Here is a 25195-nt window from a genome sequence, read left to right as displayed (position 1 = left end):
GGCTCGGGCCCATGACCGCCGCCGCGTCCGACGTCCCGCACCCCCTGGACGACTCCTCGGACCCCCTGGAAGCCGCCACCCAGGCCACCCGCAGCCTCCAGGGGCTGTCCACGGAGCTCACCGCCCGCGTGCCGCAGCTCCTGGAGGCCATGCGCTCGGTCGGCACCGGGCTCGAACTCCACTCCACCCTCGACCGGATCTGCGAGACCGCCGCCGAACTCGCCGACGCCCGCTACGCCGCGATCGGCGTCGTCGACGACGAGGGCGAGGGCCTCTCCGACTTCGTCACCTTCGGCGTCGGCGAGGACGTGGCCGCCCGCATCGGCCGGCGCCCCGACGGCCACGCGGGGCTGCTCGGCGCGCTGATCCGCGACCCGCAGACCATTTGCCTCGCCGACCTGTCCACCGATCCGCGCGCGGCGGGCTTCCCGCCGGGGCACCCGCCGATGCGGACCTTCCTCGGCGTCCCCATCCGGGTCCAGGGCGAGATCTTCGGCAACCTCTACCTCGCGGAGAAGCACGGCGGAGGCGAGTTCAACGACTACGACGTGCACATGGTCCGGGTCCTCGCCACCGAGGCCGGCATCGCGATCGGCAACGCCCGCCTGTACGAGGCGGCCCGGCAGCGCGAACGGTGGATCGACGGCTCGGTCGCCGTCACCACCGCGCTGCTCTCCGGCGGAGACGCGGACGACGCCCTGACGGTCGTCGCCGAACAGGCCCGCCGGCTCGCCGACGCGGACGCCGGGATCGTGCTCCTGCCCGCCGAGGAGGGCGGCCTGGAGATCGTCGCCGTCTCCTCGCCCCGGCCCACGAAGTCGCTGGGCGTGGTGATCCCGCCCGAGAGCGCCGTCGTGAAGGAGCTCCTGGAGGGCGAGGCGGTCTTCGTGGCCGACGCCTCGACGGACCCGCGCATGATCAGCCGGCTGACGTCCTCGTACGGACCGAGCATGATGCTGCCGCTGCAGAGCGGCGGACGGGTGCTCGGCGCGCTCGCGACGCCCCGGGTGCGGGGGGCCCGCCAGTTCACGGAGGCGGAGCGGACGCTCGCCACCCAGTTCGCCTCGCAGGCCGCGCTCGCCCTGATGATGGCCGACGCCCAGCGCGACCGGGAGCGTCTCGCCGTCTACGAGGACCGCGACCGGATCGCCCGCGACCTGCACGACCTGGTGATCCAGCGGCTCTTCGCCACCGGAATGATGCTGGAGAGCGCCCAGCGGAAGTCGATCGTGCCCGCCGTGCGCGAGGGCGTGGGCAAGGCCGTGGACGAGCTGGACGTGACGATCCAGGAGATCCGTACGGCGATCTTCGCGCTCCAGCAGGGCCCCGCCGAGGCTCCGTCGGGGCTGCGCACCCGTGTCCTGCGGGAGATCAACATGGCGGCCGTGCCGCTCGGCTTCAAGCCCGCGCACCGCTTTCTCGGCGCGATCGACGCGACGGTCGGCGAACTCACCGGCAAGAACCTCGTCGCCGCCCTGCGCGAGGCGCTCTCCAACGCGTTCCGGCACGCGGCGGCGAGCCGCATCGAGGTGGTCGTCGACGCCGGAGTGACCCTGCCGGACGGTTCCGCAGGGGTGCGCCTCTCGGTCGCCGACGACGGCATCGGCATCCCGGAGGGCGGCCGGCGCAGCGGCCTGCGCAATCTGGCCCGCCGGGCCGAGTCTCTCGGCGGCGCGAGCTGGTGCGGCCCGGGCCTGGGCGAGGACGGCGGCGGGACGACGGTGGTGTGGGAGGCCCCGCTCTAAAACGGTCTTCAGTGCCTCGGCACGGCCTTCAGCGCCTCGGCCACGAGTTCCTCGATGACGACGGCCACCCCGTCCTCGTTGTTGCCGACGGTCCGCCCCGAGGCGGCGGTGATGACGTCGGGGTGGGCGTTGCCCATCGCGTACGAGCGGCCGGCCCAGCTCAGCATCTCGATGTCGTTCGGCATGTCGCCGAAGGCGACGACCTCTTCGGCCGCGATGCCGCGCTCGGCGCAGCACAGGGCGAGGGTGGAGGCCTTGGAGACGCCGAGCGCGCTGATCTCGATGAGGGCGGTCGGGCTGGACCGGGTGAAGGCGGCACGGTCGCCCGCTGCCTCCCGCGCGATCGCGAGGAACCTGTCGGGGTCGAGCTCGGGGTGCTGGGCGAGCAGCTTGAGCACCGGGGCGGCCGCGCCGGGCTTCTCCTCGAAGAGCAGCTTCTCGGCGGTGGCGACGGTGGCGCCGGGGTCGAGGAAGAAGGGCGGGTACTGCGGCTCGTAGTGGATGCCCGTGGTGAGCTCGACGGCGAAGGACGTCCCCGGGGCGGCGGCGCGCAGCGCGCGGACGACGTCGAGCGCGACCGGCCGCTCCAGCGGGCGGACCTCCAGGAAGGTGCCTCCGGAGTGGAGGTCGACGACGGCCGCGCCGTTGGCGCAGATGGCCATGCCGTGTCCGTGGACGTGGTCACTGACGACGTCCATCCAGCGGGCCGGGCGGCCGGTGACGAAGAAGACCTCGATCCCGGCCTGCTCGGCGGCCGCGAGGGCGGCGACCGTGCGCTCGGAGACGGACTTGTCGTCACGCAGCAGGGTGCCGTCGAGGTCGGTGGCGATCAGCCGGGCCACCGGGGCGGAAGGGCGCGGGGAACGGGGAGAGGTCACCGCACCATTCTTCCGTACCGGACGCACGGGCGTGCGGGGAGCCGCACATATGAGTGCACGGGTTCTCGGTGTCAGTACGCGACCTCCACGACGGCCCGGTGGGCGCGGGGATCGTCGACATGGGTCAGGAGGTAGTGCGCGAGATCGGCGCACGAGAGGGACTTCGGCCGCTCCAGGTGGGCGTTCTCGGCGGTCCGATAGGCGCGGGTGAGCGGGCCGTCGGTCAGCATCGGGGGCCGGACCACCGTCCACGCGGTGCCGTCCGCGGCCGGCGACCGTACGAAGCCCTCCATCCGTGCCATGTCGGCGTAGCCGTGCCGGTAGAGCCGCTGGATCACGTACCGGGTGACGAGGCGCTGCGGCAGCGGCACGTCCGGGGTGATCTCCAGGCCGGCGGACGAGAGGCACAGCAGCCGGCCGACGCCGGAGGCGCGCATGGCCTCGACGATGTTCCGCGTGCCCTGCGAGTAGACGGTCGTGGGGTGCTTGCGGTCGGTGCTGCCGAGGCAGGAGAGGACGGCGTCGTGGCCGGTGACGGCCTGTCGCCACGCTTCGGGCGCGAGGGCGTCGCCGGGCAGGACGGTCAGCCGCGCCCCCGGGTCCGTGACCGGGATCCGGGCGGGGTCGCGGGCGACGGCGGTGACCCGGTGGCCGGCGGCGAGGGCCTGGGCCAGGAGCTGCGCGCCCGTACCGCCGGTGACGCCGAAGAGCAGGAGCCTCATGAGGCGATCGCCTCGACCAGGGCCACGGCGACGGCGCGCTGGCCTTCGAGCGTGAGGTGGACGCCGTCGTCGAGGTGCAGGCCGGCGGTGGCCCGGCGGGTGTCGACCGTGGGTTCCGGCCGGGTGAGGAGGAAGTCGGCGACGTGGTCGAGGTCCTCGTTCGTCCAGCCGATCCCGGCGCGGCGGAAGTGTGGGTACGCCTCGACCCGCGCCTCGTCGACGGAGTTGGGGGTGAGCCAGATCCAGCGCGGCACACCGGCGAGTTCCCGCAGGGCGAGGAGGTTGCGTTCGGTCTCGGCCGCGCTGACCAGCCGGGTGCCGGCCGCCTGCTCTCCCCGGCCCAGCCGCTGGGCGTCGTTCGCGCCGAGCATGCACAGGATCCAGTCGGGGCGCAGGAAGGCCAGTTGGGGGAGCTGGGCGAGGGCCTGCGTGGTGGTGGAGCCGGAGACGGCGAGGTTGACGAGCTCGACGCCGTCCGGGAGGAGGTGGCGCAGGATCGCGAACCAGGAGAGCCGGTCGGCGGTGCTGCTCTCGCCGAGGGCCACGATCCGCTGCCCCGGCCGGAAGGGCAGCCGGTCGGCGCGCTCGGCGAAGCCGGGGTCCTTGAGCAGTTCGGCCGCGGTGTCCCGGGTCCGTTCGTCGAAGTCCCGCAGCAGCTTTCGGTACGCCTCGGGGTCGAGGCCGAAGAGGTCGGCGAGGCGCGTGTCGGGCAGCTCCCCCAGGTAGCGGAGGATCTTCTCGGGCTGCTGGAAGCGCACGAGCTTCTCGGTCAGGTCCTCGGTCATGTCAGTGCTCCTGGTCCGTCAGGTTCTCGGTCATGTCAGTGCTCCTGGTCCGTCAGGTTCTCGGTCATGTCAGCGGTCCGCGTTCGTGCGGGTGCGGCGACGGGGCAGCAGGAATCCGGCGGCGATCAGCCAGCCCAGGGAGGTGAAGCGGGCCAGCGGCAGCAGCAGGGCGGCGCCGTCGAAGAGCAGGGCGAGGGTGGCGAGCCCGGCGATCGCCGCGAGGACGAGGCCGGTCACGGCGAGCACGCGGGGCAGCAGCCCGGCGAGGAGCCCGGGGACGGCTATCCCGGCCACGAGCAGGCCCAGCGCCACCACGTGGCCCGGTCCGCCGGTGGCGAAGGCCAGGTACTGGAGGGCGCGGACCAGCGCCGGCAGGTCGAGGACCTCGGGCCGGGACAGGGTCCAGCTCACCAGGCCGCAGCAGGCCAGGAAGCCGGAGGCGAGGAGGCCGCCGGCCAGGGCGATGGTCGCGCCGGGGGCGCGGACGCCGAGCTTGTGGAGCCGGGCCGAGACCGTGGCGGCGTAGACGGCGAGGGGGATCGAGGCCGCGAACTGGAGGGCGCCGAGGATCTGGACGGCGCCGGAGTGGGCGCGGAAGTACGCCACGATCTCGCCGGTCTCGCCGAAGGGCGAGGGGAAGGTGTTGCCGTCGGCGAGCACGGTACTGAGCACGAGCCCGGCCAGGAACAGCCCGGTGAACACCACGGCGAGCACGCCGGGCGGCGGCCCTCCCTGGGCTTCCCGGCGCTCTCGGGGGGCCTCGGTCGGCCGGGGGGCGGTCCAGCTCTCTGCAGACACGGGTCCTGTCCGTTCTCTTAGGAGAATAGTTCACTTAGGAGAATCGTTCTTGTGGAGTACGGTAGCCCCGTGAGCGATGACCGGCAACCAGTGGAAGAACCCGGAGCGGCGGCGACCCCGCCCCCGCGCGGCGGGGCGTTCCTGCTCGCCCAGCTCGGGGCGCACGCGGCAGGACGCTTCGGAGAGCGCGTCGGCGAGCTCGGCCTCGCCCCGCCGGACGTCGGCCTGCTGCGGATGATCGCCATGGAGCCGGGGCGCAGTCAGCGCTCCCTCGCCGCCGACCTCGGTGTCGTCCCGAGCCGGGTCGTCGCGCTCATCGACAACCTGGAGAAGAAGGGGTTCGTCGAACGGCGCCGCAGCGCCGAGGACCGTCGCCACCACGAGCTGTACGTCTCCGAGGACGGGCGCCGGGCGCTCGGACGCGTCCGGGAGGTCGCCGCGCTGCACGAGGACGACCTGTTCACGGCGCTCGACGAGGACGACCGGGCCCGGCTGACGGCGCTCCTCGGGCGGATCGCCGAGCAGCAGGGCCTCACCCCGGGCGTCCACCCGGGCTACCGGAACCTGCCGAAGCGCCCGTAACGGGGCTGAAGAGCGGTACCGGCGCGACCGGTGTGTCAGGACATGGCCGTAAACACCCGTTCGTTTTCGGCGTGGCGGGGAAGATCCCTGGGAGCTGACGGCGTCTCCAGGGAGGGCGGGGCATGGTCGCGGGCCGGCGAAGCGAGGAGTGCGACTCCTGTGGTGCGCCGTACGGAACGTGGGTCGGGAGCCTCCGCATGGCCCTGTGCGCGGAGTGCGAGCGGGCAGGAGCGGCGCATCCCGTACGGGAGCCGGTGCTGGTCGGGGACGTCCTGGCCGGCCTGGCCGAGGTGGTGACACGGCCGACGGTGCGCGCCGGGGGCGCGGTCAGGGACGCGGCCCGGGCTTTCAGCGCCGTGCCGGACGCGGCCTGTGCCGTGGGTGCCGTGTCGGACGCGGCCCGTGCTGTGGGTGCTGTCCCGGACGCGGCCTGCGTCGTGGGTGCCGTGTCGGACGCGGCCCGTGCTGTGGGTGATGTGCCGAACGCGGCCTGCGTCGTGAGTGCCGTGTCGGACGCGGCCCGTGCTGTGAGTGCCGTACCGGACGTGGTCCGTGTCGTGAGTGCCGTGCCTCAGCAGCGGCCGGCGGCCCCGGCGGCCTGCGGGGCGCCCTCCCCCGCCGCCTGTGACCGGTGCGGGGCCCGGGCCGCGTGGCATCGCACCGTGCGCGGGCGCTGGGTCATGATCGAGCCCGGGGAGCTGACGACCCGGCTCGTCCCGGCGGGCAGACGCTGGCGCGTCGCGGGCGACGGGACCGCGGTCAACCTGGGCTCGGCCGAGCCGTCCCACACCTGCCGTGTCCGTCACGCCGACGTCTGCCCGGCCCGCCCCGCGCCGGCCGAGTCGCCGGTCATGCTGGCCCTGTGGCGGAGCCACGCCCGCCGTACGGCCTGACCCGCCCCTGCTCGGGGCGGGTCGGTGAGGCTCAGCCCAGCTGGGCGAGCGCCTCGGTGGCGATGTTCTCGAAGACCGTCCGGTCGCCGGCGAAGACGGAGTCCGCGATCGGCCAGTGGATCACGATCTCGGTGAAGCCGAGCTCGCGGTGGCGCCCGGCGAAGTCCACGAACGCGTCCACGGATTCCAGCGGCCGGTTCCGGTCCGGGGTGAAGCCGGTCAGCAGGATCTTGTCCAGCTCGGCGACGTCCCGCCCGGACTCGGCGCACGCCTTGGCGAGCTTCTCGACCTGTCCGCGCAGGGCCGCCACCGACTGCTCCGGGGTCCCCTCCTCGTACAGCTTCGGGTCGCCGGTCGTCACCCACGCCTGCCCGTACCGCGCGGCCAGCCTCAGCCCGCGCGGCCCGGTCGCCGCCACCGCGAACGGCAGCCGCGGGCGCTGGACGCAGCCGGGGATGTTCCGCACCTCGTCGGCCGAGTAGAACGTGCCCCGCTCCGACACCACGTCCTCGGTGAGCAGCCGGTCGAGCAGCGGCACGAACTCGCCGAACCGGTCCGCCCGCTCCTTCGGCGTCCACGCCTCCTGCCCGAGCGCGGTGGCGTCGAAGCCGTTGCCGCCCGCGCCGATGCCCAGGGTGACCCGCCCGCCGGAGACGTCGTCCAGCGAGATGAGCTCCTTGGCGAGCGTCACCGGGTGCCGGAAGTTCGGGGAGGTCACGAGGGTGCCGAGCCGGAGCCGCTCGGTGGCCGCCGCCGCCGCGGTGAGCGTGGGCAGCGCGCCGAACCACGGGCGGTCGCGGAAGGTCCGCCAGGACAGGTGGTCGTAGGTGAACGCCGTGTGGAAACCCAGCTCCTCGGCGTGCCGCCACTTCTGGCGGCCTCCCTCGTGCCAGCGGTCGACGGGCAGGATCACGGTGCTCAGGCGCAGGCTCATGACCCCGAGCCTACGGCGGTCAGCGAACGCGGGCGCTCATCCAGGGGGTGAGGGTGGCCCCGGTGACCAGTTCCTTGTACGTCTCGTCGCCGGGAAGCGGGACGATCAGCCACCAGCCGGGCGGGAAGAACCGGCCCTTCACATGGGCGAGGCCGCCGTGGACGGAGCGGAGGAAGGCGGGGACGGCGTCGCGCGGCACGTCCGCGAACTCGATGCCGTCGACGGTGATCAGGGCGTCGTCCTCGGGGAAGACCTGGACGGTGACGGCGGGGGAGCCGCCCAGTTCCACATAGGCCTCGTGGGGCAGGGAGCCGTCCGGGTCCAGGACGGTGAACGCGCCGGCGGAGGTGCGCCGGGACGTCCGGTCGGCGCCGATGTCGTCGGTCACCGTCATCTCCAGGTGGAACTCCCGGGCGATCTCGCGGATCGCGATGACGGCGGCTTCGGTGCTGTGCAGATGCGGGTGGGCCATGAAAGCGATCATGCCTCAGGTCCAGACCTGTCTCAGGACGGGAAGCGGAGGAACTCCGGCGGGACGGCGTCCGTCAGCCAGACCCCGTTGGCGCTGACGTGGAAGACGTGTCCGGCCCGCCGCATGGCTCCGGCGTCGACGCTCAGCACCACGGGCCGCCCCCGGCGCGCGCCGACGCGGGTCGCCGTCTCCCGGTCGGGGGAGAGGTGGACGTGGTGGCGGGCCATGGGCCGCAGCCCCTCGGTCCGGATCGCGGGGAGCCGGGCCGCGACCGTACCGTGGTAGAGGTACGCGGGCGGTTCGGCGGCCGGCAGGTCCAGGTCGACCGTGACGGTGTGGCCCTGGCTCGCGCGGATGCGGGTGCCCTCGATCGCGAAGCGTTTCTTGTCGTTGGTCGCGACGACGTGGTCGAGTTCCTCGCGGGTGATCGGGAAGCCGTGCTCGGCGGCGGCCCGGAGCAGGGCGTCGATCTCGGTCCAGCCGTGCGCGTCGAGGACGAGCCCGATGCGCTCGGGCTGGTGACGCAGATGCTTGGAGAGGTACTTCGACACCTTCACTGTGCGTGCTTGGTTCATTCCGTCAGGATGCCGGAGCGTGAAACTCCTCACCATCGAATTCGAGTGAGCAGGTTTGATCCACAACCAAAGCTGTTTATCCACAGGCTAGTTGGCGATTCTGTGGACAACAGGACTGCATTTTCAGGAAGATTGAGGAAGTTCAGTCGTTATGTGGTGACTTGAGGTAAGAGTGTCCAATGTCCTTTTGTTGACCTCTCGTTCCGTGGCCGCCGCGATGAAGGCCTCGACGCCTTCCGCGCCAACCAGGCTCTGTACGGCCCGTATCGTCCCGGCGGGCAGCGACACCGCACGCTGCTGATCGTCCTTCGTGGCGGGTGGATCGGCCGACAGGTGGATCTGGAGGTGACGGGTCGCCAGCAGCTGCATGGCGCGGGCGAGTTCGGCGTCCACCGTCTGCTGGGCGAGCGGCCGGAGCCGCCGCACCATCGTCGCCGCCTCCGCCGCGTCCGCGTCCGTCGGCGGCCGGTGCTCCAGATACCGCGCGAAGACGTGCTCGGTCGTGAACTCCAGGAAGCGGGAGGCGATGTGCTCGACCTGATCCCGAAGTTCCCGAAGGTGGCCGGTGATTGCCGACAGCGGAACCCCGGCCGCGTACAACTCGGCTGCCACCGCCAGCTCTTGCGGGCTCGGTACGAGGTACTCCTCGGTGTCCCTGCCCGGCAGCCGCTCCAGTACGCCGAGCTCGACGGCCTCCCGGATGGCCTCCTCGTCCGGTGTGCCGCCGAAGCGGGCGTCCAGCTCCGCCCGGGAGATCCGGTCCGCCTCCTCGTCCGTCCAGGGGCCGTTGACCTCCGCGACCAGGCCGAGGACACCGCCGAGCCCCCGGCCGGTGTCCCAGGCCTCCAGGAGCTCCTTGATCGAGGCCAGGGTGTAGCCGCGGTCGAGGAGGTCGGCGATCTGGTGGAGCCGCGCGAGGTGCGCGTCCCCGTACACGTTCGACCGGCCCCGCCGCTCCGGGCGGGGCAGCAGACCTCGGTCCTGGTAGGCGCGGATCGTCCGGACCGTGGCCCCGCTGTGATGGGCGAGATCCTCGATCCGGTACTCCGGCTGTGCTGACTGCTCGGACAAACCCGCTCCCACCGACCGCATCCTCCACCCCGCCACCGCGGGGCCCCTCCTGGGAGGGATCGTACGACCGCACGCCCCTCCCGTGACCCGCCCGCTACGCCGGCGGCTGCCAGCGGGCCAGGGCCCGCAGGGCTCCCGGGCTGAGCCGGGAAAGGAAGTGGGCGCCCCGGGCCTCGGGGGTCACCGGGACGACGGCCCGGTCGTGCAGGACCGCCCCCAGGATCGCGTCCGCGACCTTCTCCGGCGGGTAGTTCCGCAGGCCGTACAGCCGGGAGGCCTTCTGCTGCCGCCGCTTCTCCTCCGCCGCGTCCGTGACCCCGGCGAACCGCGCGGTCGCCGTGATGTTGGTGTTCACGATGCCGGGGCATATCGCCGACACCCCGATGCCCTGGCCGGCCAGTTCGGCGCGCAGACACTCGCTGAGCATCAGCACCGCCGCCTTCGACGTGCTGTACGCGGGCAGCGCCCGGGAGGGCTGGAAGGCCGCCGCCGAGGCGGTGTTGACGATGTGGCCGCCCTGGCCGCGCGCGGTCATCTGCGCGCCGAAGAAGCGGCAGCCGTGGATGACGCCCCACAGATTGACGTCCAGGACCCGCTTCCACTCCTCGGCCGAGGTCTCGAAGAAGGAGCCCGTGAGCCCGATGCCCGCGTTGTTGACCAGGACGTCGACGACGCCGTACTCGCTCGCCACCTTCGCGGCCAGCTTCTCCATCGCCTGCTCGTCGGCGACGTCCACCGTCTCGCCCCAGGCCTCCGGGGCACCGATCAGCCGCGCCATCTCGGCCGTGCGGGCCGCGCCCTCGGCGTCCCGGTCCACGGCCACCACCCGGGCGCCCGCCTCCGCGAACGCGAAGGCGGTGGCCCGGCCGATGCCGCTGGCCGCCCCGGTGACCAGCACGAGCTGCCCGCCGAACCGCTCCGCGTACTGCGGCTTCACACCGCTCTTCGCCGTCGTCGCCGCGACGGGCTTCGGCGCCCTGGTCGCCGCGTCCTCGTTGCCCCGGACGAACTCGGTGATCCACGCGCACAGCTGGTCCGGCCGGGTCCGCGGCACCCAGTGCTTGGCGGGCAGGGTGCGCCGGGTCAGGTCCGGCACCCAGGTGGCCAGGTCGTCGTAGAGCCGCTCGGAGAGGAAGGCGTCACCGGTCGGCGTGATCAGCTGCACGGGCGCGTGGGCGTACGCGTCGGGCCTCGGCCTGCCGAGCCGGGCCCGGACGTTGTCCCGGTAGAGCCAGGCGCCGTGCGCCGCGTCGTTCGGCAGAGAGGGCGTCGGGTAGTCGCCGGCCGGGACCTTCTCCATCCGCTCCAGGACCTTCGGCCAGCGCCTGCCGAGCGGCCCGCGCCAGGCGAGCTCCGGCAGCACGGGCGTGTGCAGCATGTACACGTACCAGGACTTGGCGCCCTGGCCGAGGAGCTGGCCGACCCGGCGCGGGGTGGGCCGGGTCATCCGCTGCTTGATCCAGTGCCCGAAGTGGTCGAGGGAGGGCCCCGACATCGAGGTGAAGGAGGCGATCCGGCCCTCGGTGCGGGCCACCGTCACGAACTCCCAGGACTGGACCGAGCCCCAGTCGTGCCCGACGACGTGCACCGGCCGGTCGGGGCTGACGGCGTCGGCGACCGCGAGGAAGTCGTCCGTCAGCTTCTCCAGGGTGAAGCCGCCGCGCAGCGGGGCCGGCGCCGTCGACCGGCCGTGGCCCCGGATGTCGTACAGCACGACGTGGAAGTCCCCGGCCAGCCTGGTCGCGACCTCCGACCACACCTCCTTGGAGTCCGGGTAGCCGTGCACCAGGAGGACGGTCGGCCGGTCCGCGTCGCCGAGCTCGGCGACGCACAGCTCGATCCCGCCCGTCCGGACCCAGCGCTCCCGCGCTCCGTTGAGCCCCGCCATCAGACCGCCCCTTCGTTCCAGCGCCGCACGTGCGGCAGATCGTCGTCCAGCCAGAAAGCGCTCTGCTCGGGGTCCCGGGAGTCGGTGACGACCAGGATCTCCTCGAACTTCGCGCCCGTCCCCCGGAATCCGAGGTGCGGTTCGACCGCCCACAGCCCGGGCCTGGGCGGGTGGTCGGAGAACTTGTACGGCGACCAGAGCGGCGACCAGCCGTCCCGGTGCCCGTGCAGCGCGTCGCTCGCGAGGCCCTTGAGCGACTGGGTGCCGAAGCCGAAGAGCGTCGGCGTCCAGCGGCGCTCCTTCACCCGGTCGATCTTGTGGGCGATGACGCCGAAGGGATAGGCCCGGTGCCGGTTCGCGTACCCCTGGCGGACCATGAGCCGGTCCACGTCCTCGTATATCTCGCGCAGCGTGCGGCGCTCGCGGACCTCGCGCAGGATCAGCTCGCGGTGGGCCTCCAGGTCGGCGAGCAGCTTGTCGTGCAGGGGGTTGAGGCCCAGGCAGCCGCTGTAGCCGATGTCGGCCGTGTATCCCTTGTAGACCGGGGCCATGTCGAGGATGAACGGCATCCCCGCCTCCAGGCGCCGGTTCGTGGGGAAGAACTGCAAGGGGATCTTGAAGTCCACGAAGGCCGTGCGGTCCCCGAACCAGGCGAAGGGCCGGTGGAACCAGTCCCGCACCCCCCGCTCGTACAGCCAGTCCCGCTGCATCCGGGCGGCCTCGCGCTCGGTCACGCCCGGCTTGAGCTGGGCCGCGACGGCTTCCGCGCACTCGTAGGAGAGCCGCTGTACTTCCCTGAACCCCCGCAGCTCCGCGGAGAGTTCGCCTGTCACTGCTGAGGCCATGCCACCCGCCGTCCCGTGTGAGCGCCCGGCTGCGCTACGCGTCCGTAACTTGACACCGATGAATGTGACAATGCCCGGCGGCTGCGTCAAGGGGTCGGACGGCGACCCTGTGGAAAAGACCGACCGACGGCCTGTGGAAAAAGACTTTCGTCTCGACGCCCGTACGGGCTTGTACTCCTGTAGTCGGAGAAGGATCGAGCCGTTGGGCTGACGACTGCTGTGGCGCACACCACTACCGTCGAAGCGTGACTGTGATCGCCACCGAAAGCCTCAGCAAGCGGTTCCCCCGGGTGACCGCTCTCGACCGGCTCTCCCTGGACATCGGGCCCGGTGTGACCGGACTGGTGGGTGCCAACGGAGCCGGCAAGTCCACGATGATCAAAATCCTGCTCGGGCTCTCGCCCGCCACGGAGGGCAGCGCCCAGGTCCTGGGCCTCGACGTCCGGACCCACGGGCCCGAGATCCGTGAGCGCGTCGGGTACATGCCCGAGCACGACTGCCTCCCGCCCGACGTCTCGGCCACCGAGTTCGTCGTCCACATGGCGCGGATGTCCGGGCTGCCCGCGACCGCCGCCCGCGAGCGGACCGCCGACACCCTGCGCCACGTCGGCCTGTACGAGGAGCGCTACCGCCCGATCGGCGGCTACTCGACGGGCATGAAGCAGCGGGTGAAGCTGGCCCAGGCGCTGGTCCACGACCCGAAGCTGGTCCTCCTCGACGAGCCGACCAACGGCCTCGACCCGGTCGGCCGGGACGAGATGCTCGGACTGATCCGCCGGGTCTGGACCGACTTCGGCATCTCCGTCCTCGTCACCTCGCACCTCCTGGGCGAGCTGGAGCGCACCTGCGACCACGTCGTCGTCATCGACGGCGGCCGACTGCTCCGCTCCAGCTCCACCAGCGACTTCACCCGGAGCACCACGACGCTCGCGGTCGAGGTCACCGACTCCGACGCCCACCCCGACGGCACGGGTGCGCTCCGCGACGCCCTGGCCGCCGCCGGTGTGACGCTCCACCCGGGCGTGGAGGACGGCCTGCCGGGCGCCGGCCACATCCTGCTCCTGGAGGCGGCCGGCGAGGAGACGTACGACCTCGTGCGGGACACCGTCGCCGAGCTCGGCCTCGGTCTCGTCCGCATGGAACAGCGCCGTCACCACATCGCCGAGGTCTTCAAGGCGACGGACCAGGAGGAGGTGGCGGCTCGATGAGCAACCAGACCCCCGACACCACCCAGACCCCCGACACCACCCAGATCCCCGACACCACCCAGATCCACAACATCGGCTACCGGTCCTACGACGGCCCGCGCCTCGGCCGGGCGTACGCGCGGAGGTCGCTGTTCTCGCAGTCGCTGCGCGGCGCGTACGGCCTGGGCCGCAGCGCCAAGTCCAAGGTGCTGCCGATGCTGCTCTTCGGGGTCATGTGCGTCCCGGCGCTGATCATCGTCGCCATCTCGGTGTACACCAAGGCCGACAAGCTGTTCGTCGAGTACACCCAGTACGCGGTCCTCCTCCAGCTCGTCATCGCCGTCTATCTGGCCTCCCAGGCCCCCCAGTCGGTCTCCCGCGACCTGAGGTTCCGGACGGTCCCGCTGTACTTCTCCCGCCCCATCGAGCGGGTCGACTACGTGCTCGCCAAGTACGGGGCGATGGCCTCGGCCCTCTTCATCCTCACCGCGTCCCCGCTGCTGATCCTGTGGATCGGCTCGATGCTGGCCAAGATGGACTTCGCCGAGCAGGCGAAGATGTTCGGCCAGGGCCTCGTCTCCGTCGCGATCCTGTCGGTGCTCTTCGCGGGCATCGGCCTGGTCATGGCCGCGCTCACCCCGCGCCGCGGCTTCGGAGTCGCCGCCGTGATCGCCGTCCTCATCGTCACCTACGGCGCGGTCTCCACCCTCCAGGGCATCTCCTACGCCACGGAGAACACCGACGCCATCGCCTGGCTCGGCCTCTTCTCCCCCCTCACCCTCATCATCGGCCTGCAGAACGCCTTCCTCGGCGCCCGCGCCTCCTTCCCCGGCGAGGCGGAGGTCGGCGCCGGCCTGGGCGTGATCTACCTGCTGGTCGTCCTCGGCCTCGTCGCCGCCTGCTACGGCATCCTGATGCGCCGCTACCGAAAGGTCGGACTGTGAGCACCCTGCACATCGACCACGTCTCGCGCTGGTTCGGGAACGTCGTTGCGGTCAACGACGTCACGATGTCGATCGGACCCGGCGTCACCGGTCTCCTCGGCCCCAACGGCGCCGGGAAGTCCACCCTCATCAACATGATGGGCGGCTTCCTCGACCCGTCCACCGGCAGCGTGACCCTCGACGGCGAGCCGGTCTGGCGCAACGAGTCGGTCTACCGGTCCATCGGCGTCGTCCCCGAGCGGGAGGCGATGTACGACTTCCTCACCGGCCGCGAGTTCGTCGTGGCCAACGCGGAGCTCCACGGCCTCGGCGCGGCGGAGGCCCAGCGGGCCCTGGCGACCGTCGAGATGGAGTACGCGCAGGACCGGAAGATCTCCACGTACAGCAAGGGCATGCGGCAGCGCGTGAAGATGGCCTCGGCCCTCGTCCACGAGCCGTCCGTGCTCCTGCTCGACGAGCCGTTCAACGGCATGGACCCGCGCCAGCGCATGCAGCTCATGGAGTTGCTGCGGCGGATGGGCGCCGACGGCCGGACGGTCCTGTTCTCCTCGCACATCCTGGAGGAGGTCGAGCAGCTCGCCTCCCACATCGAGGTGATCGTCGCCGGACGGCACGCGGCCTCCGGCGACTTCCGCCGGATCCGCCGCCTGATGACCGACCGGCCGCACCGCTATCTGATCCGCTCCAGCGACGACCGCGCGCTCGCCGCCGCGCTGATCGCCGACCCGTCCACGTCCGGCCTGGAGGTCGACGCGGTCGACGGCGGACTGCGGATCCAGGCCGTCGACTTCGGACGGTTCACCGAGCTGCTGCCGAAGGTCGCGAAGGAGCGCGGGATCCGTCTGCTGACGGTCTCGCCCTCCGACGAGTCCCTCGAATCGGTCTTCTCGTACCTCGTCGCGGCCTGAAAGGAGCCTGACCGATGTACAACCCCACAGTCGCCCGGCTCACCTACCGGGCCCTCCTCGGCCGCCGCCGGGCGCTGATCCTCTTCCTCCTGCCCGCCCTGCTCGTGCTCATCGCCGCGGCCGTCCGCGTGCTCAACGGCGCGGACGACCAGGTCGCGGCCGACCTCCTCGGCGGCTTCGCGCTCGCCACGATGGTCCCGCTGATCGGCGTCATCGCCGGCACGGGCGCGATCGGCCCGGAGATCGACGACGGCTCCATCGTCTATCTGCTCTCCAAGCCCGTGAAGCGGTCGACGATCATCACCACCAAGCTGATCGTCGCCATCGCCGTCACCATGGTCTTCTCGGCCGTCCCGACGCTGATCGCCGGCTTCGTGCTCAACGGCAACGGCCAGCAGGTGGCCGTCGCGTACACGGTGGCGGCGCTCGTCGCCTCCATCGCCTACAGCGCCCTGTTCCTGCTGCTCGGCACGGTCAGCCGGCACGCCGTGGTGATCGGCCTGGTCTACGCGCTCGTGTGGGAGGCCCTCTTCGGCTCCCTGATCTCGGGCGCCAGGACCCTGAGCGTCCAGCAGTGGGCGCTGGCCCTCGCGCAGAAGGTCACCGGCGACGGCCTGGTCACCTCCGAGGTCGGGCTCACGACCGCGGTGACGCTCCTGGTGTCGGTCACGGTCGTGGCGACCTGGTTCGCCGGCCAGAAGCTGCGCAAACTGACCCTGGCCGGCGAGGAGTAGGAGACCCTCAGACCACCTCAGACCGTGCGGTCCCGGGCCGCGAGCAGGCCGACGGCGAGGGCCGCCGCGCAGACGCCGAGGACCACACAGATCGGCAGGGTCCAGGAGCCGGTGGCCTGGTGGAGCGCGCCGGCCGCCAGCGGCCCGGCGGCGGCCATCAGATAGCCGACCGTCTGGGCCATCCCGGACAGCCTGGCCGCGGTCACCGCGTCCCCGGAGCGCAGCACGATCAGGGTCAGGGCGAGGCCGACGGCACCGCCCTGACCGACGCCGAGGACCGCCGACCAGAGCCAGGCACCCTCCACGGGCGCCACCATCAGTCCGGCGTAACCGGCCGCGACCAGCGTCGTGACCAGTGCGATCAGCGGGCGCTGGCTGCGCATCCGGCCGGCGAGCAGAGGCACCGCGAAGGCGCCGGCGACCTGGATCAGGTTGTTGAAGGCGAAGATCACGCCGGCCGCGGAGCGGCTCATCCCGTGGTCGGTGAAGATCGTCGGCATCCAGGCGATCAGCACGTACGACCAGAGGGACTGCAGGCCCATGAAGAGGGTGACCTGCCAGGCGAGAGCCGAGCGCCAGACGCTCACCGGGCGGGTGCCGGCGGCCGGGACGGCCCGTACCTCGTGCCCCGTGCGTCCGCGGGCGATCAGTACCTGGGGAAGCCAGGCGAGGGCCGCGACCGCGGCGAGCAGCGACCAGAAGCCCAGCGAGGCCTCCCAGCCCCCGCCGAGGGCCTTCTCCAGCGGGACCGCGGCCGCCGCCGCGACGGTCGCACCGGCGATCATCGCGCCCGTGTAGACCGAGGTCATCGAGGCGGCCCGGTCCGGGAAGTCACGCTTGATCAGACCCGGCATCAGCACGTTGAGCAGGGCGATCGCGGTCCCGACGAGGACCCCGCCGGCGTACAGCGCGTACACGGACGGCAGTACGCGCGCGAGGATGCCGACGCCGAGCAGCAGGAGCGCCGCGAACAGCACGCGCTCCGCGCCGAAGCGGCGGCCGAGCCACGGCGCCACCAGCGCGCCCAGGCCGAGGAACAGCACGGGCACCGAGGTCACCAGCGAACTCGCGGTCGCCGAGAGGCCGAAGGCGGCGGATATCTCGCCGACCAGCGGCGCCACGCTCGCGAGCGCGACCCGCATGTTGAGCGAGGCCAGCACGATGCCGACGAGGAGCACCGCCGGGTGCGCGAGCAGGGCGCGCCGGGCCGCCGCCCCCTCGGCCGAGGGGCGTACCCCGGCCTCGGCGTCGACGAGCACGCGGGCTTCTTCTCCCTGCCGGGTCCCGGCGGTCACTTGTTCTGCTCCGTCAGGGCCGCGACCGCGTCCATCGGCACCCGCAGCAGCTCGCGGGCCTGCCGCTCCGCAGCCTCCGGGTCGCCGGCCTCGACGGCCGCCACGAGGGCCTCGTGGGCGGCGATGTCCACCGGGGGCATCTCCCGGTCGCCGAGGGCCTCCACCAGGACCTCGTGCACCTGCGCGGAGAAGAAGCGGTACACCTCGACGAAGGCGGCGTTGTGGGTGGCGCCGACGACCGCGAGGTGGAAGGCGAGGTCGGCGTCCGCGTCCCGGTCGCCCTCCTCCCGCAGTGTGCTCAGGGCGGCCCGGAGCCGCTGCAGGTCGTGGGCGTCGCGCCGGGCGGCCGCGAGCCGGGCGGCCTCGGCCTCCAGGGCGACCCGCAGTTCGAGGACGTCGGCCGCGCCCGCATGCCGGACCCCGTGGAGCACGGCGGCCGGGTCGGCGGTCGACCTGACGAAGGTGCCGTTGCCCTGGCGGGACTCCAGGAGGCCGGCGTGGACGAGGACCCGGATCGCCTCGCGGACGGTGTTGCGGCCCACGCCGAGCTGCTGCGCGAGTTCGTGCTCGGTCGGGATGCGGTCGCCGACCGCCCACTCCCCGTCGGTGAGCTGTGTGCGCAGCTGTTCCACCACGGAGTCCACCAGTGAGGTCCGCCCCGCCGCCTTGAGTGCCGCCATGCCGTTCCGTACCTCTCCATTCGCCCGGTTGCCCAGTCATCCTACAACTGACCGGCTCGGGGACGGCGGACTACTGTGGGGCCGTACGCGGACCGAACACCCTCACCACCCTCGGGAGTCAGTCATGTCAGACCGCTTCGACGTCGTCGTACTCGGAGCTGGCCCCGGCGGCTACGTCGCCGCCATCCGCGCCGCCCAGCTGGGCAAGCGGGTCGCGGTCGTCGAGGAGAAGTACTGGGGCGGTGTCTGCCTGAACGTCGGCTGCATCCCCACCAAGGCGCTGCTGCGCAACGCCGAGCTCGCCCACATCTTCAACCACGAGGCGAAGACCTTCGGCATCAAGGTCGACGGCACGGTCTCCTTCGACTACCGCGAGGCGTTCAACCGCAGCCGCACGGTGGCGGACGGCCGCGTCAAGGGCGTCCACTTCCTGATGAAGAAGAACGGGATCACCGAGTTCGACGGCCGGGGCACGTTCCTCGACGCGAACACCCTCCAGGTGGCCAAGGGCGACGGCACCACGCAGACGATCACTTTCGACAGCTGCATCATCGCCACCGGCGCCACCCCGCGCCTGCTCCCCGGCACGGCCCTCAGCGACCGCGTCGTCTCCTACGAGCAGCAGATCCTGGCCGAGGACGCCCCGAAGTCGATCGTCATCGCCGGCGCCGGCGCCATCGGCATCGAGTTCGCGTACGTGCTGAACAACTACGGCACCAAGGTCACCATCGTCGAGTTCCTCGACCGGATGGCCCCGCTGGAGGACGAGGAGGTGTCCAAGGAGCTCGCGAAGCAGTACCGCAAGCTCGGCATCGACGTCCTCACCTCGACCCGCGTCGACGCCATCGACGAGTCCGGCCCGCAGGTCCGCGTCACCGTCACCGGCAAGGACGGCGCCCAGAAGGTCCTGGAGGCCGACAAGGTCCTGCAGGCCATCGGCTTCGCGCCGAACGTCTCCGGCTTCGGCCTGGAGAACACCGGTGTCGCCCTCACCGAGCGGGGCGCCATCGACGTCGACGGCCGCTGCCGCACCTCCGTGCCGCACATCTACGCCATCGGTGACGTGACCATGAAGCTCATGCTCGCGCACACCGCCGAGGCCATGGGCGTCATCGCCGCCGAGACCATCGCGGACGCCGAGACGATGGAGCTCGACTACGCGATGATCCCGCGCGCCACCTACTGCCAGCCGCAGATCGCGAGCTTCGGCTACACCGAGGCCCAGGCCCGCGAGAAGGGCTACGACGTCAAGGTCGCCAAGTTCCCGTTCATGGCGAACGGCAAGGCGCACGGCCTCGGCGACTCGACCGGCTTCGTGAAGATCGTCGCCGACGCCAAGTACGGCGAGATCGTCGGCGCCCACCTGATCGGCCCCGACGTCACCGAGCTGCTGCCCGAGCTGACGCTGGCCCAGCAGTGGGACCTCACGGTCAACGAGGTCGCCCGGAACGTGCACGCGCACCCGACGCTGGGCGAGGCCGTGAAGGAAGCGATCCACGGTATTGCGGGACACATGATCAATTTCTGAGGTTTCTCCCGGCTTCGGGTGATAGGCACTGAAAGGTGCCGAGCAAAACCTCCCCGGGTGGCGAACCGTCCCGGCCGATCAGGTCGTGGGTGCGTTCGTCACCCGGTACGCATGTGTGGCTGGCGGTCATCGCGATCACCAGCCTCGTCATCGCGCTCGCCCCCCACGGTCTGGAGACCTATCTCCTCCACCGCAACAGCAGCAATCTCCACCAGCTCGCCCGCCACCCCATGCGGGCCCTGCTCGGCAGCGCGTTCTGGATCGAGAACCCGGCCGACCTCCTCCTGTACGCGGTGCTCTTCGAGGTCTTCCACGCCCCCGTGGAACGCTGGCTGGGCACCCCGAAATGGCTCTTCACCGTCGCCACCGCCCACATCGCGGCCACGCTCATCAGCCAGCAGGTCGTCCTCGTGGCCATCCGGCTCCACGACGTGCCGCGCAGCATGGCGCATGTCGTCGACATCGGGGTCAGCTACGGCCTCGCCGCCTCCGCCGGGATCCTCACCTACCGGCTGGCGAACCCCTGGCGCCTGCTCTACCTCGCCGGACTGCTCGCCTTCTTCCTCGTACCGCTCGTCACCGACCGCACCTACACCGACCTCGGCCACGCGATCTCGCTGGCGATCGGCCTGGCCTGCTATCCGCTGACCCGGGGAGAAAAACCGGTCGCCCCCGAACGGCCGCCCGTCGCACACTAGTTGTACGGGGGACACGGGGGATCTCCCGGGTGCGGCCGCTTCGAGCGCGCGGACCCCGGTCCGCGCGGGCCGCGAACCCACGAAGGCCCGCTCCCCCGAGGGGAGCGGGCCTTCGTACGGGTCTTCCGGAGGTCAGGACGCCAGCAGGCGCTCCAGGACGAGCGCGATGCCGTCCTCCTCGTTCGAGGCCGTCACCTCGTCGGCCACCGCCCGCAGCTCCTCGTGCGCGTTGCCCATGGCCACGCCGTGCGCCGCCCAGCCGAACATCGGGATGTCGTTGGGCATGTCGCCGAAGGCGATCGTCTCCGCGGCCTTCACACCGAGCCGGCGCGCCGCGAGCGACAGACCGGTCGCCTTGCTCAGGCCGAGCGGAAGGATCTCCACGATGCCGGGCCCCGCCATGACGACGTCCACGAGCCCGCCGACCGTCTCCCGCGCGATCCGGGTCAGCTCGTCGTCGGTGAGCGTCGGATGCTGGACGTACAGCTTGGTGAGCGGCGCCGACCACAGCTCCGCCGGGTCCTCGTACGGCACGTACGGCAGCGGCCCCTCCTGGGCCCGGTAACCGGGGCCCATCAGGACCTCGCCGTCCAGGCCGTCGCGGCTGGCGGCCAGCGCCAGCGGGCCCACCTCCGCCTCGATCTTGGAGAGGGCGAGCCCCGCGAGCTGCCGGTCCAGGGTCAGCGAGGTCAGCAGCCGGTGCTCACCGGCGTGGTAGACCTGCGCGCCCTGCCCGCACACCGCGATCCCCTGGTAGCCGAGGTCGTCGAGGATGTGCCGAGTCCAGGGCACCGCCCGGCCGGTGACCACGATGTGCGCGGCACCCGCCGCCGTCACGGCGGCGAGCGCGTCCCGCGTACGGTCCGAGACGGACTCGTCGGCCCGCAGCAGCGTGCCGTCGAGGTCCGTCGCGACCAGGCGGTAGGGGAAGGGGCTCACTTGGCGATCGGCTCCAGGACCTCACGGCCGCCGAGGTACGGGCGGAGGACCTCGGGCACGCGCACCGAACCGTCGGCGAGCTGGTGGTTCTCGAGGATCGCCACGATCGTGCGCGGTACGGCGCACAGCGTGCCGTTCAGGGTGGCCAGCGGCTGCACGGTCTTCTTGCCGCCCTGCTCGTCGCGCATGCGGACGGAGAGACGACGGGCCTGGAAGCTGTCGCAGTTCGACGCGGAGGTCAGCTCGCGGTACTTGCCCTGCGTCGGGATCCACGCCTCGCAGTCGAACTTGCGGGAGGCGGAGGCGCCGAGGTCACCGGTGGCGACGTCGATGACCTGGAACGGCAGCTCCAGGGAGGTCAGCCACTGCTTCTCCCAGTCCAGGAGCCGCTTGTGCTCGTTCTCCGCGTCCTCGGGCGCGACGTACGAGAACATCTCGACCTTGTCGAACTGGTGGACGCGGAAGATGCCCCGGGTGTCCTTGCCGTACGTGCCGGCCTCGCGGCGGAAGCAGGGCGAGAAGCCCGCGTACCGCAGCGGCAGCTTGTCGGCCTCGATGATCTCGTCCATGTGGTACGCGGCGAGGGGCACCTCGGACGTGCCGACGAGGTAGTAGTCGTCCTTCTCCAGGTGGTACACGTTCTCCGCGGCCTGGCCGAGGAAGCCGGTGCCCTCCATGGCGCGCGGACGGACCAGCGCCGGGGTCAGCATGGGGATGAAGCCGGCCTCGGTGGCCTGGGCGATCGCGGCGTTGACCAGGGCGAGCTCCAGGAGCGCGCCGACACCGGTCAGGTAGTAGAAGCGCGAGCCGGAGACCTTGGCGCCCCGCTCGACGTCGATGGCGCCGAGCGCCTCGCCCAGCTCCAGGTGGTCCTTGGGCTCGAAGCCCTCGGCCGCGAAGTCGCGGATGGTGCCGTGCGTCTCCAGGACGACGAAGTCCTCCTCGCCGCCGACCGGGACGTCCGTGTGGACGATGTTCCCGAGCTGGAGCAGCAGCTGCCTGGCCGTCTCGTCGGCCTCGTTCTGCTCGGCCTCGGCGGCCTTGACGTCGGTCTTGAGCTGCTCCGCCTTCTGCAGGAGCTGGGCGCGCTCCTCGGGGGAGGCCTTGGGGATCAGCTTGCCGAGCGCCTTCTGCTCGGATCGGAGCTCGTCGAAGCGGACGCCGGACGACCTGCGCCGCTCATCGGCGGAGAGCAGGGCGTCGACGAGCGCGACGTCCTCTCCACGGGCGCGCTGGGAGGCGCGAACACGGTCGGGGTCCTCACGGAGCAGGCGAAGGTCAATCACCCCACCAGGCTACCGGTGCGCGTTCGCCTGCCCCCACCGGATAAGGGCGTGCGTGTTGATTCGCCCGAATTGAGACGCGCGGAAATGTGGACGACCGGCTGCCGGGATTCACTTATCCACAGGCTGTGCGGAAGATCTGTGGACTACGGAGAAGATCACGGGGATTTCCCTCATCGTCCCTGGGAATTCCGTGATCAAACACCATTCAGGCACTCATTTGGGTGGGAATTGCTCGCTCCAACGAGTGGGTCCCCAGAGGGGCGCTGACGAGGGCGTCAGCGGGGCGCTGTGGACGGCGCACGGAGTGGCGGGGGGTGAGTGGGCCGATTTGTCGACCTTGTCTCGGTGCGGAGTCGACTTGTCCCCAGGCCTCGCCAGAACCTGTGGATAACCTCTGTGGGTAACTGAAAAGTATGCAGGTAGGACTAGTGGTTCGTACCTGTGGACGAACGCTCCCACCGTCGGGAGCGTTCGGTCACCATCGGATCAGGCCCGACCGTCCTGGGCCCTCGCCAGCCAGTCGGAGGCCTCCGTGAACTCCACGTCCGAAGTCCCGCGCCGCAGCGCCCGCACGTCCTCGACCGCGACACCCGCCCGCGGGTACGAGCCGAGGAACCGCACGTTGGGGCAGATCCGCTTGAGGCCCATCAGCGCCTCGCCCACCCGCCGGTCCGCGATATGGCCCTCGGCGTCCACGGCGAAGCAGTAGTTCCCGATCCCCGCTCCCGTGGGTCGGGACTGGATCAGCATCAGGTTCACCCCGCGCACCGCGAATTCCTGGAGCAGTTCGAGGAGGGCACCCGGATGATCGTCACCCAGCCACAGCACCACCGAGGTCTTGTCCGCGCCCGTCGGAGCCGCAGGCCGGGCCGGCCGGCCCACGAGCACGAACCGGGTCTCGGCGTTCTCCGCGTCGTGGATCTCGGTGACCAGCGCCTCGAGGCCGTACGTCGCCGCCGCGAACTCCCCCGCGAAGGCGGCGTCGAAGCGGCCCTCCTGCACCAGCCGGGCCCCGTCGGCGTTGGAGGCCGCCGACTCCCACACCGCCTCGGGCAGATGCGCCCGCAGCCAGTTCCGCACCTGCGGCTGGGCCACCGGGTGGCCCGTCACCGTCTTGATCTCCGAGAGCCTGGTCCCGGGCCGGACGAGCAGCGCGAAGGCGATCGGGAGGAGCACCTCGCGGTAGATCATCAGCGGCTCGCCGGAGGCCAGCTCGTCCAGGGTCGCGGTCACCCCGCCCTCGACGGAGTTCTCGATCGGTACGAGCGCGGCGGCGGCCTCCCCGTTCCTTACGGCGTCGAGGGCGGCCGGGACCGAGACCATCGGGACCAGCTCCCGCGTCGCGGCCTCGGGCAGCGTGCGCAGCGCCGCTTCGGTGAAGGTGCCCTCGGGGCCGAGATAGGTGTACCGGGTGGCGGACATACCGTCACCCTAATGGTCACCACGGGAGCAAGCCGCCGCCCGAGTCTCCGTCCGAGTCCCCGCCCGAGTCCCCGCCCGGGTCTCCGTCCGAGCGGGGCTCGCTCCGATCCCCGCGGGTCAGGCCTCCAGGAGGCGCTGGCCCACGTACTCGCCCTCGGCGGGGCCGCCCGGGACCGCGAAGAGCCCGCTCGCCTCGTGCCGGATGAACGCGGACAGCGCGTCGCCCCGGTCGAGCTTCCGCTGCACCGGGACGAAGCCCCTGAGCGGGTCCGCCTGCCAGCAGACGAAGAGCAGGCCCGCGTCCGGGGTCCCGTCCGGGCCGATCCCGTCGTGGAAGGAGAACGGCCTGCGCAGCATCGCCGCCCCGCCGTTCTGTTCGGGGGCGGAGATCCGGGAGTGGGCGTTGTCCGGGATCACCGTCCTGCCGTCGGGGCCGATCTTGTTCAGGTCGAGCTCGGTGGTCTCGGAGCCGCCGGTCAGCGGGGCCCCGTCGGACTTCCGCCGCCCGATCACCTTCTCCTGCCGGTCCAGCGGCAGCTTCTCCCAGTCGTCGAGCAGCATCCGGATCCGGCGCACCACCGCGTACGAGCCGCCGGCCATCCACTCCTGCGCGCCGCCGGCCCCGGCCGGGACGAAGATCCGCCGGTCGAAGTCCGGGTCGGTGGGCTTCGGGTTGCCCGTGCCGTCGACCTGACCCATCAGATTGCGGGCGGTCATCGGCTTCGCGGTGGCACCGGCCGAGCGGTTGAAGCCGTTCATCTGCCAGCGCACCCGGGCCGCGTCCCCCGCGTCCTTCTGGAGGGCGCGCAGCGCGTGGAAGGCGACGAGCGCGTCGTCGGCGCCGATCTGCACCCACAGATCACCCTCCGAGCGGCGGGGGTCGAGGGCGTCGGAGGAGAACGCGGGCAGCGGGTCGAGACCGGCGGGGCGGCGCGAGGTCAGCCCGGTGCGGTCGAAGAAGGTACGGCCGAAGCCGAAGGTGACCGTGAGGGAGGAGGGGCCCGCGTCGAGCGCGACGCCGGTGTCCTCGGCAGGGGCCTCGCCCGCCATCAGCACCTTGGCCGTCGCCGACCAGCGGCGCAGCAGGGCGGCCGCCTCCTTGCGGCCGGCGCCGGGGGCGAGGTCGAAGGCGACCAGATGACCGCGGGACTGGAGGGGGGTGGTGATGCCCGCCTGATGTTTCCCGTGAAACATCACCGCGGTCGAACCGACGGTGGTCAGGGCGGGGGCGCCGCCGGCTCCGGCACCGGCGGTGTCGTCGCCGGACAGGGCCGCGGAGATCCCGGCGCCACCGGCCGCGCCGACGACGAGGCCGGCGGCTCCTGCCGCGCCGACGGTGCCGAGCAGGCGCCGCCGGGAGAGATCGAGGTTGTCGCTGTCGGTCAC

25 protein-coding genes are annotated in these 25195 nt (G+C 71.8%); 9 read left to right on the top strand and 16 right to left on the bottom strand.

Annotation, left to right across the window (positions count from 1 at the left end; all coding sequences use genetic code 11):
• The first annotated feature begins 11 nt into the window (after positions 1-11).
• Positions 12-1745 carry a GAF domain-containing protein gene (locus ACF07V_RS34400; RefSeq protein ID WP_392159599.1) on the top strand — a complete coding sequence of 578 codons (1734 nt, stop codon included), beginning with the start codon at positions 12-14 and terminating at the stop codon, positions 1743-1745.
• Between the two features lie 8 nt (positions 1746-1753).
• On the opposite strand, the gene ACF07V_RS34395 is transcribed toward ACF07V_RS34400, so the two are convergent.
• The 4 genes from ACF07V_RS34395 to ACF07V_RS34380 all read right to left on the bottom strand — a co-directional run bounded on the left by ACF07V_RS34395 (position 1754) and on the right by ACF07V_RS34380 (position 4928).
• The gene (locus tag ACF07V_RS34395; RefSeq protein ID WP_392159598.1) at positions 1754-2623 is read right to left on the bottom strand and encodes a Cof-type HAD-IIB family hydrolase; all 870 of its coding nucleotides are present in this window, start codon (positions 2621-2623) and stop codon (positions 1754-1756) included.
• Between the two features lie 71 nt (positions 2624-2694).
• Positions 2695-3345 (bottom strand): NAD(P)-dependent oxidoreductase, encoded by a 651-nt coding sequence (locus ACF07V_RS34390; protein ID WP_392159597.1) that lies wholly within the window; start codon positions 3343-3345, stop codon positions 2695-2697.
• Entirely contained in the window at positions 3342-4130 is a 789-nt protein-coding gene (locus ACF07V_RS34385; protein WP_392159596.1) for an SGNH/GDSL hydrolase family protein, read from the bottom strand. Before ACF07V_RS34385 ends, ACF07V_RS34390 begins: the two co-directional genes overlap by 4 nt.
• Positions 4131-4199: 69 nt before the next feature.
• Positions 4200-4928, bottom strand: a complete 729-nt coding sequence (locus ACF07V_RS34380; protein ID WP_392159595.1) for a hypothetical protein — start codon at positions 4926-4928, stop codon at positions 4200-4202.
• Between the two features lie 69 nt (positions 4929-4997).
• On the opposite strand from ACF07V_RS34380, the gene ACF07V_RS34375 reads away from it, so the two are divergent.
• Both ACF07V_RS34375 and ACF07V_RS34370 read left to right on the top strand, forming a co-directional pair.
• Complete coding sequence (locus ACF07V_RS34375; RefSeq protein WP_392159594.1) at positions 4998-5510, top strand: MarR family winged helix-turn-helix transcriptional regulator; 513 nt, start codon at positions 4998-5000, stop codon at positions 5508-5510.
• Positions 5511-5632: 122 nt separating this feature from the next.
• Positions 5633-6403 (top strand): DUF6083 domain-containing protein, encoded by a 771-nt coding sequence (locus tag ACF07V_RS34370; RefSeq protein WP_392159593.1) that lies wholly within the window; start codon positions 5633-5635, stop codon positions 6401-6403.
• Between the two features lie 31 nt (positions 6404-6434).
• Here ACF07V_RS34370 and ACF07V_RS34365 read toward each other — a convergent pair whose 3' ends face one another.
• The 6 genes from ACF07V_RS34365 to ACF07V_RS34340 all read right to left on the bottom strand — a co-directional run bounded on the left by ACF07V_RS34365 (position 6435) and on the right by ACF07V_RS34340 (position 12188).
• Entirely contained in the window at positions 6435-7337 is a 903-nt protein-coding gene (locus ACF07V_RS34365) for an LLM class flavin-dependent oxidoreductase (RefSeq protein WP_392159592.1), read from the bottom strand.
• A gap of 19 nt (positions 7338-7356) precedes the next feature.
• Positions 7357-7809: a hypothetical protein gene (locus ACF07V_RS34360; protein WP_392159591.1), complete on the bottom strand. Its 453-nt coding sequence runs from the start codon at positions 7807-7809 to the stop codon at positions 7357-7359.
• A 32-nt stretch (positions 7810-7841) separates the two neighbouring features.
• On the bottom strand, positions 7842-8384 hold the full coding sequence (locus ACF07V_RS34355; RefSeq protein WP_392159590.1) for an RNA 2'-phosphotransferase: 543 nt from the start codon (positions 8382-8384) through the stop codon (positions 7842-7844).
• A gap of 123 nt (positions 8385-8507) precedes the next feature.
• Positions 8508-9476 carry a MerR family transcriptional regulator gene (locus tag ACF07V_RS34350; protein WP_392159589.1) on the bottom strand — a complete coding sequence of 323 codons (969 nt, stop codon included), beginning with the start codon at positions 9474-9476 and terminating at the stop codon, positions 8508-8510.
• Between the two features lie 73 nt (positions 9477-9549).
• Entirely contained in the window at positions 9550-11343 is a 1794-nt protein-coding gene (locus ACF07V_RS34345) for an SDR family oxidoreductase (protein WP_392159588.1), read from the bottom strand.
• Positions 11343-12188 (bottom strand): M24 family metallopeptidase, encoded by an 846-nt coding sequence (locus ACF07V_RS34340; RefSeq protein ID WP_392159587.1) that lies wholly within the window; start codon positions 12186-12188, stop codon positions 11343-11345. The genes ACF07V_RS34345 and ACF07V_RS34340 overlap by 1 nt, the downstream gene beginning before the upstream one ends.
• A gap of 251 nt (positions 12189-12439) precedes the next feature.
• Here ACF07V_RS34340 and ACF07V_RS34335 point away from each other — a divergent pair, with 251 nt between their 5' ends.
• From ACF07V_RS34335 to ACF07V_RS34320, 4 genes are read left to right on the top strand one after another with little or no spacing between them, the layout of a single operon-like run.
• Positions 12440-13396: an ABC transporter ATP-binding protein gene (locus tag ACF07V_RS34335; protein WP_392159610.1), complete on the top strand. Its 957-nt coding sequence runs from the start codon at positions 12440-12442 to the stop codon at positions 13394-13396.
• On the top strand, positions 13393-14319 hold the full coding sequence (locus tag ACF07V_RS34330) for an ABC transporter permease (protein ID WP_392159586.1): 927 nt from the start codon (positions 13393-13395) through the stop codon (positions 14317-14319). The genes ACF07V_RS34335 and ACF07V_RS34330 overlap by 4 nt, the downstream gene beginning before the upstream one ends.
• The gene (locus ACF07V_RS34325) at positions 14316-15227 is read left to right on the top strand and encodes an ABC transporter ATP-binding protein (protein ID WP_392159585.1); all 912 of its coding nucleotides are present in this window, start codon (positions 14316-14318) and stop codon (positions 15225-15227) included. Before ACF07V_RS34330 ends, ACF07V_RS34325 begins: the two co-directional genes overlap by 4 nt.
• Before the next feature lie 14 nt (positions 15228-15241).
• Positions 15242-15961: an ABC transporter permease gene (locus ACF07V_RS34320; RefSeq protein ID WP_392159584.1), complete on the top strand. Its 720-nt coding sequence runs from the start codon at positions 15242-15244 to the stop codon at positions 15959-15961.
• A 17-nt stretch (positions 15962-15978) separates the two neighbouring features.
• On the opposite strand, the gene ACF07V_RS34315 is transcribed toward ACF07V_RS34320, so the two are convergent.
• Together ACF07V_RS34315 and ACF07V_RS34310 are read right to left on the bottom strand one after the other, a co-directional pair.
• Positions 15979-17256 (bottom strand): CynX/NimT family MFS transporter, encoded by a 1278-nt coding sequence (locus ACF07V_RS34315; protein WP_392159583.1) that lies wholly within the window; start codon positions 17254-17256, stop codon positions 15979-15981.
• Positions 17253-17936: a FadR/GntR family transcriptional regulator gene (locus ACF07V_RS34310; RefSeq protein WP_392159582.1), complete on the bottom strand. Its 684-nt coding sequence runs from the start codon at positions 17934-17936 to the stop codon at positions 17253-17255. The genes ACF07V_RS34315 and ACF07V_RS34310 overlap by 4 nt, the downstream gene beginning before the upstream one ends.
• A 124-nt stretch (positions 17937-18060) precedes the next feature.
• Here ACF07V_RS34310 and lpdA point away from each other — a divergent pair, with 124 nt between their 5' ends.
• Together lpdA and ACF07V_RS34300 are read left to right on the top strand one after the other, a co-directional pair.
• Positions 18061-19464 carry a dihydrolipoyl dehydrogenase gene (gene lpdA, locus ACF07V_RS34305; protein WP_392159581.1) on the top strand — a complete coding sequence of 468 codons (1404 nt, stop codon included), beginning with the start codon at positions 18061-18063 and terminating at the stop codon, positions 19462-19464.
• 89 nt (positions 19465-19553) lie between these two features.
• Positions 19554-20162, top strand: a complete 609-nt coding sequence (locus ACF07V_RS34300) for a rhomboid-like protein (RefSeq protein WP_392159580.1) — start codon at positions 19554-19556, stop codon at positions 20160-20162.
• Between the two features lie 132 nt (positions 20163-20294).
• Here the strand turns inward: ACF07V_RS34300 and ACF07V_RS34295 are convergent, their stop codons facing one another.
• The 4 genes from ACF07V_RS34295 to efeB all read right to left on the bottom strand — a co-directional run bounded on the left by ACF07V_RS34295 (position 20295) and on the right by efeB (position 25195).
• Positions 20295-21101 (bottom strand): HAD family hydrolase, encoded by an 807-nt coding sequence (locus tag ACF07V_RS34295; RefSeq protein ID WP_392159579.1) that lies wholly within the window; start codon positions 21099-21101, stop codon positions 20295-20297.
• Positions 21098-22387: a serine--tRNA ligase gene (gene serS / locus ACF07V_RS34290; RefSeq protein ID WP_392159578.1), complete on the bottom strand. Its 1290-nt coding sequence runs from the start codon at positions 22385-22387 to the stop codon at positions 21098-21100. The genes ACF07V_RS34295 and serS overlap by 4 nt, the downstream gene beginning before the upstream one ends.
• Positions 22388-22873: 486 nt before the next feature.
• On the bottom strand, positions 22874-23809 hold the full coding sequence (pheA, locus tag ACF07V_RS34285) for a prephenate dehydratase (RefSeq protein ID WP_392159577.1): 936 nt from the start codon (positions 23807-23809) through the stop codon (positions 22874-22876).
• 117 nt (positions 23810-23926) lie between these two features.
• On the bottom strand, positions 23927-25195 hold the full coding sequence (gene efeB / locus ACF07V_RS34280) for an iron uptake transporter deferrochelatase/peroxidase subunit (protein ID WP_392159576.1): 1269 nt from the start codon (positions 25193-25195) through the stop codon (positions 23927-23929).

It is taken from the genome of Streptomyces sp. NPDC015661 (assembly GCF_043077765.1).
Lineage (GTDB): Bacteria > Actinomycetota > Actinomycetes > Streptomycetales > Streptomycetaceae > Streptomyces.
Note: the sequence above shows the minus strand (reverse complement) of the source record. Positions and strands in the feature narration are given on the sequence as shown.

Excerpts from the sequence above, each read along its gene's own strand:
- ACF07V_RS34400 (WP_392159599.1), top strand. The coding sequence starts at position 12 with ATGACCGCCGCCGCGTCCGACGTCCCGCACCCCCTGGACGACTCCTCG.
- ACF07V_RS34390 (WP_392159597.1), bottom strand. The coding sequence starts at position 3,345 with ATGAGGCTCCTGCTCTTCGGCGTCACCGGCGGTACGGGCGCGCAGCTC.
- ACF07V_RS34385 (WP_392159596.1), bottom strand. The coding sequence starts at position 4,130 with ATGACCGAGGACCTGACCGAGAAGCTCGTGCGCTTCCAGCAGCCCGAG.
- ACF07V_RS34370 (WP_392159593.1), top strand. The coding sequence starts at position 5,633 with ATGGTCGCGGGCCGGCGAAGCGAGGAGTGCGACTCCTGTGGTGCGCCG.
- ACF07V_RS34365 (WP_392159592.1), bottom strand. The coding sequence starts at position 7,337 with ATGAGCCTGCGCCTGAGCACCGTGATCCTGCCCGTCGACCGCTGGCAC.
- ACF07V_RS34360 (WP_392159591.1), bottom strand. The coding sequence starts at position 7,809 with ATGGCCCACCCGCATCTGCACAGCACCGAAGCCGCCGTCATCGCGATC.
- ACF07V_RS34355 (WP_392159590.1), bottom strand. The coding sequence starts at position 8,384 with ATGAACCAAGCACGCACAGTGAAGGTGTCGAAGTACCTCTCCAAGCAT.
- ACF07V_RS34350 (WP_392159589.1), bottom strand. The coding sequence starts at position 9,476 with ATGCGGTCGGTGGGAGCGGGTTTGTCCGAGCAGTCAGCACAGCCGGAG.
- ACF07V_RS34345 (WP_392159588.1), bottom strand. The coding sequence starts at position 11,343 with ATGGCGGGGCTCAACGGAGCGCGGGAGCGCTGGGTCCGGACGGGCGGG.
- ACF07V_RS34340 (WP_392159587.1), bottom strand. The coding sequence starts at position 12,188 with ATGGCCTCAGCAGTGACAGGCGAACTCTCCGCGGAGCTGCGGGGGTTC.
- ACF07V_RS34330 (WP_392159586.1), top strand. The coding sequence starts at position 13,393 with ATGAGCAACCAGACCCCCGACACCACCCAGACCCCCGACACCACCCAG.
- ACF07V_RS34320 (WP_392159584.1), top strand. The coding sequence starts at position 15,242 with ATGTACAACCCCACAGTCGCCCGGCTCACCTACCGGGCCCTCCTCGGC.
- ACF07V_RS34310 (WP_392159582.1), bottom strand. The coding sequence starts at position 17,936 with ATGGCGGCACTCAAGGCGGCGGGGCGGACCTCACTGGTGGACTCCGTG.
- lpdA (WP_392159581.1), top strand. The coding sequence starts at position 18,061 with ATGTCAGACCGCTTCGACGTCGTCGTACTCGGAGCTGGCCCCGGCGGC.
- pheA (WP_392159577.1), bottom strand. The coding sequence starts at position 23,809 with ATGTCCGCCACCCGGTACACCTATCTCGGCCCCGAGGGCACCTTCACC.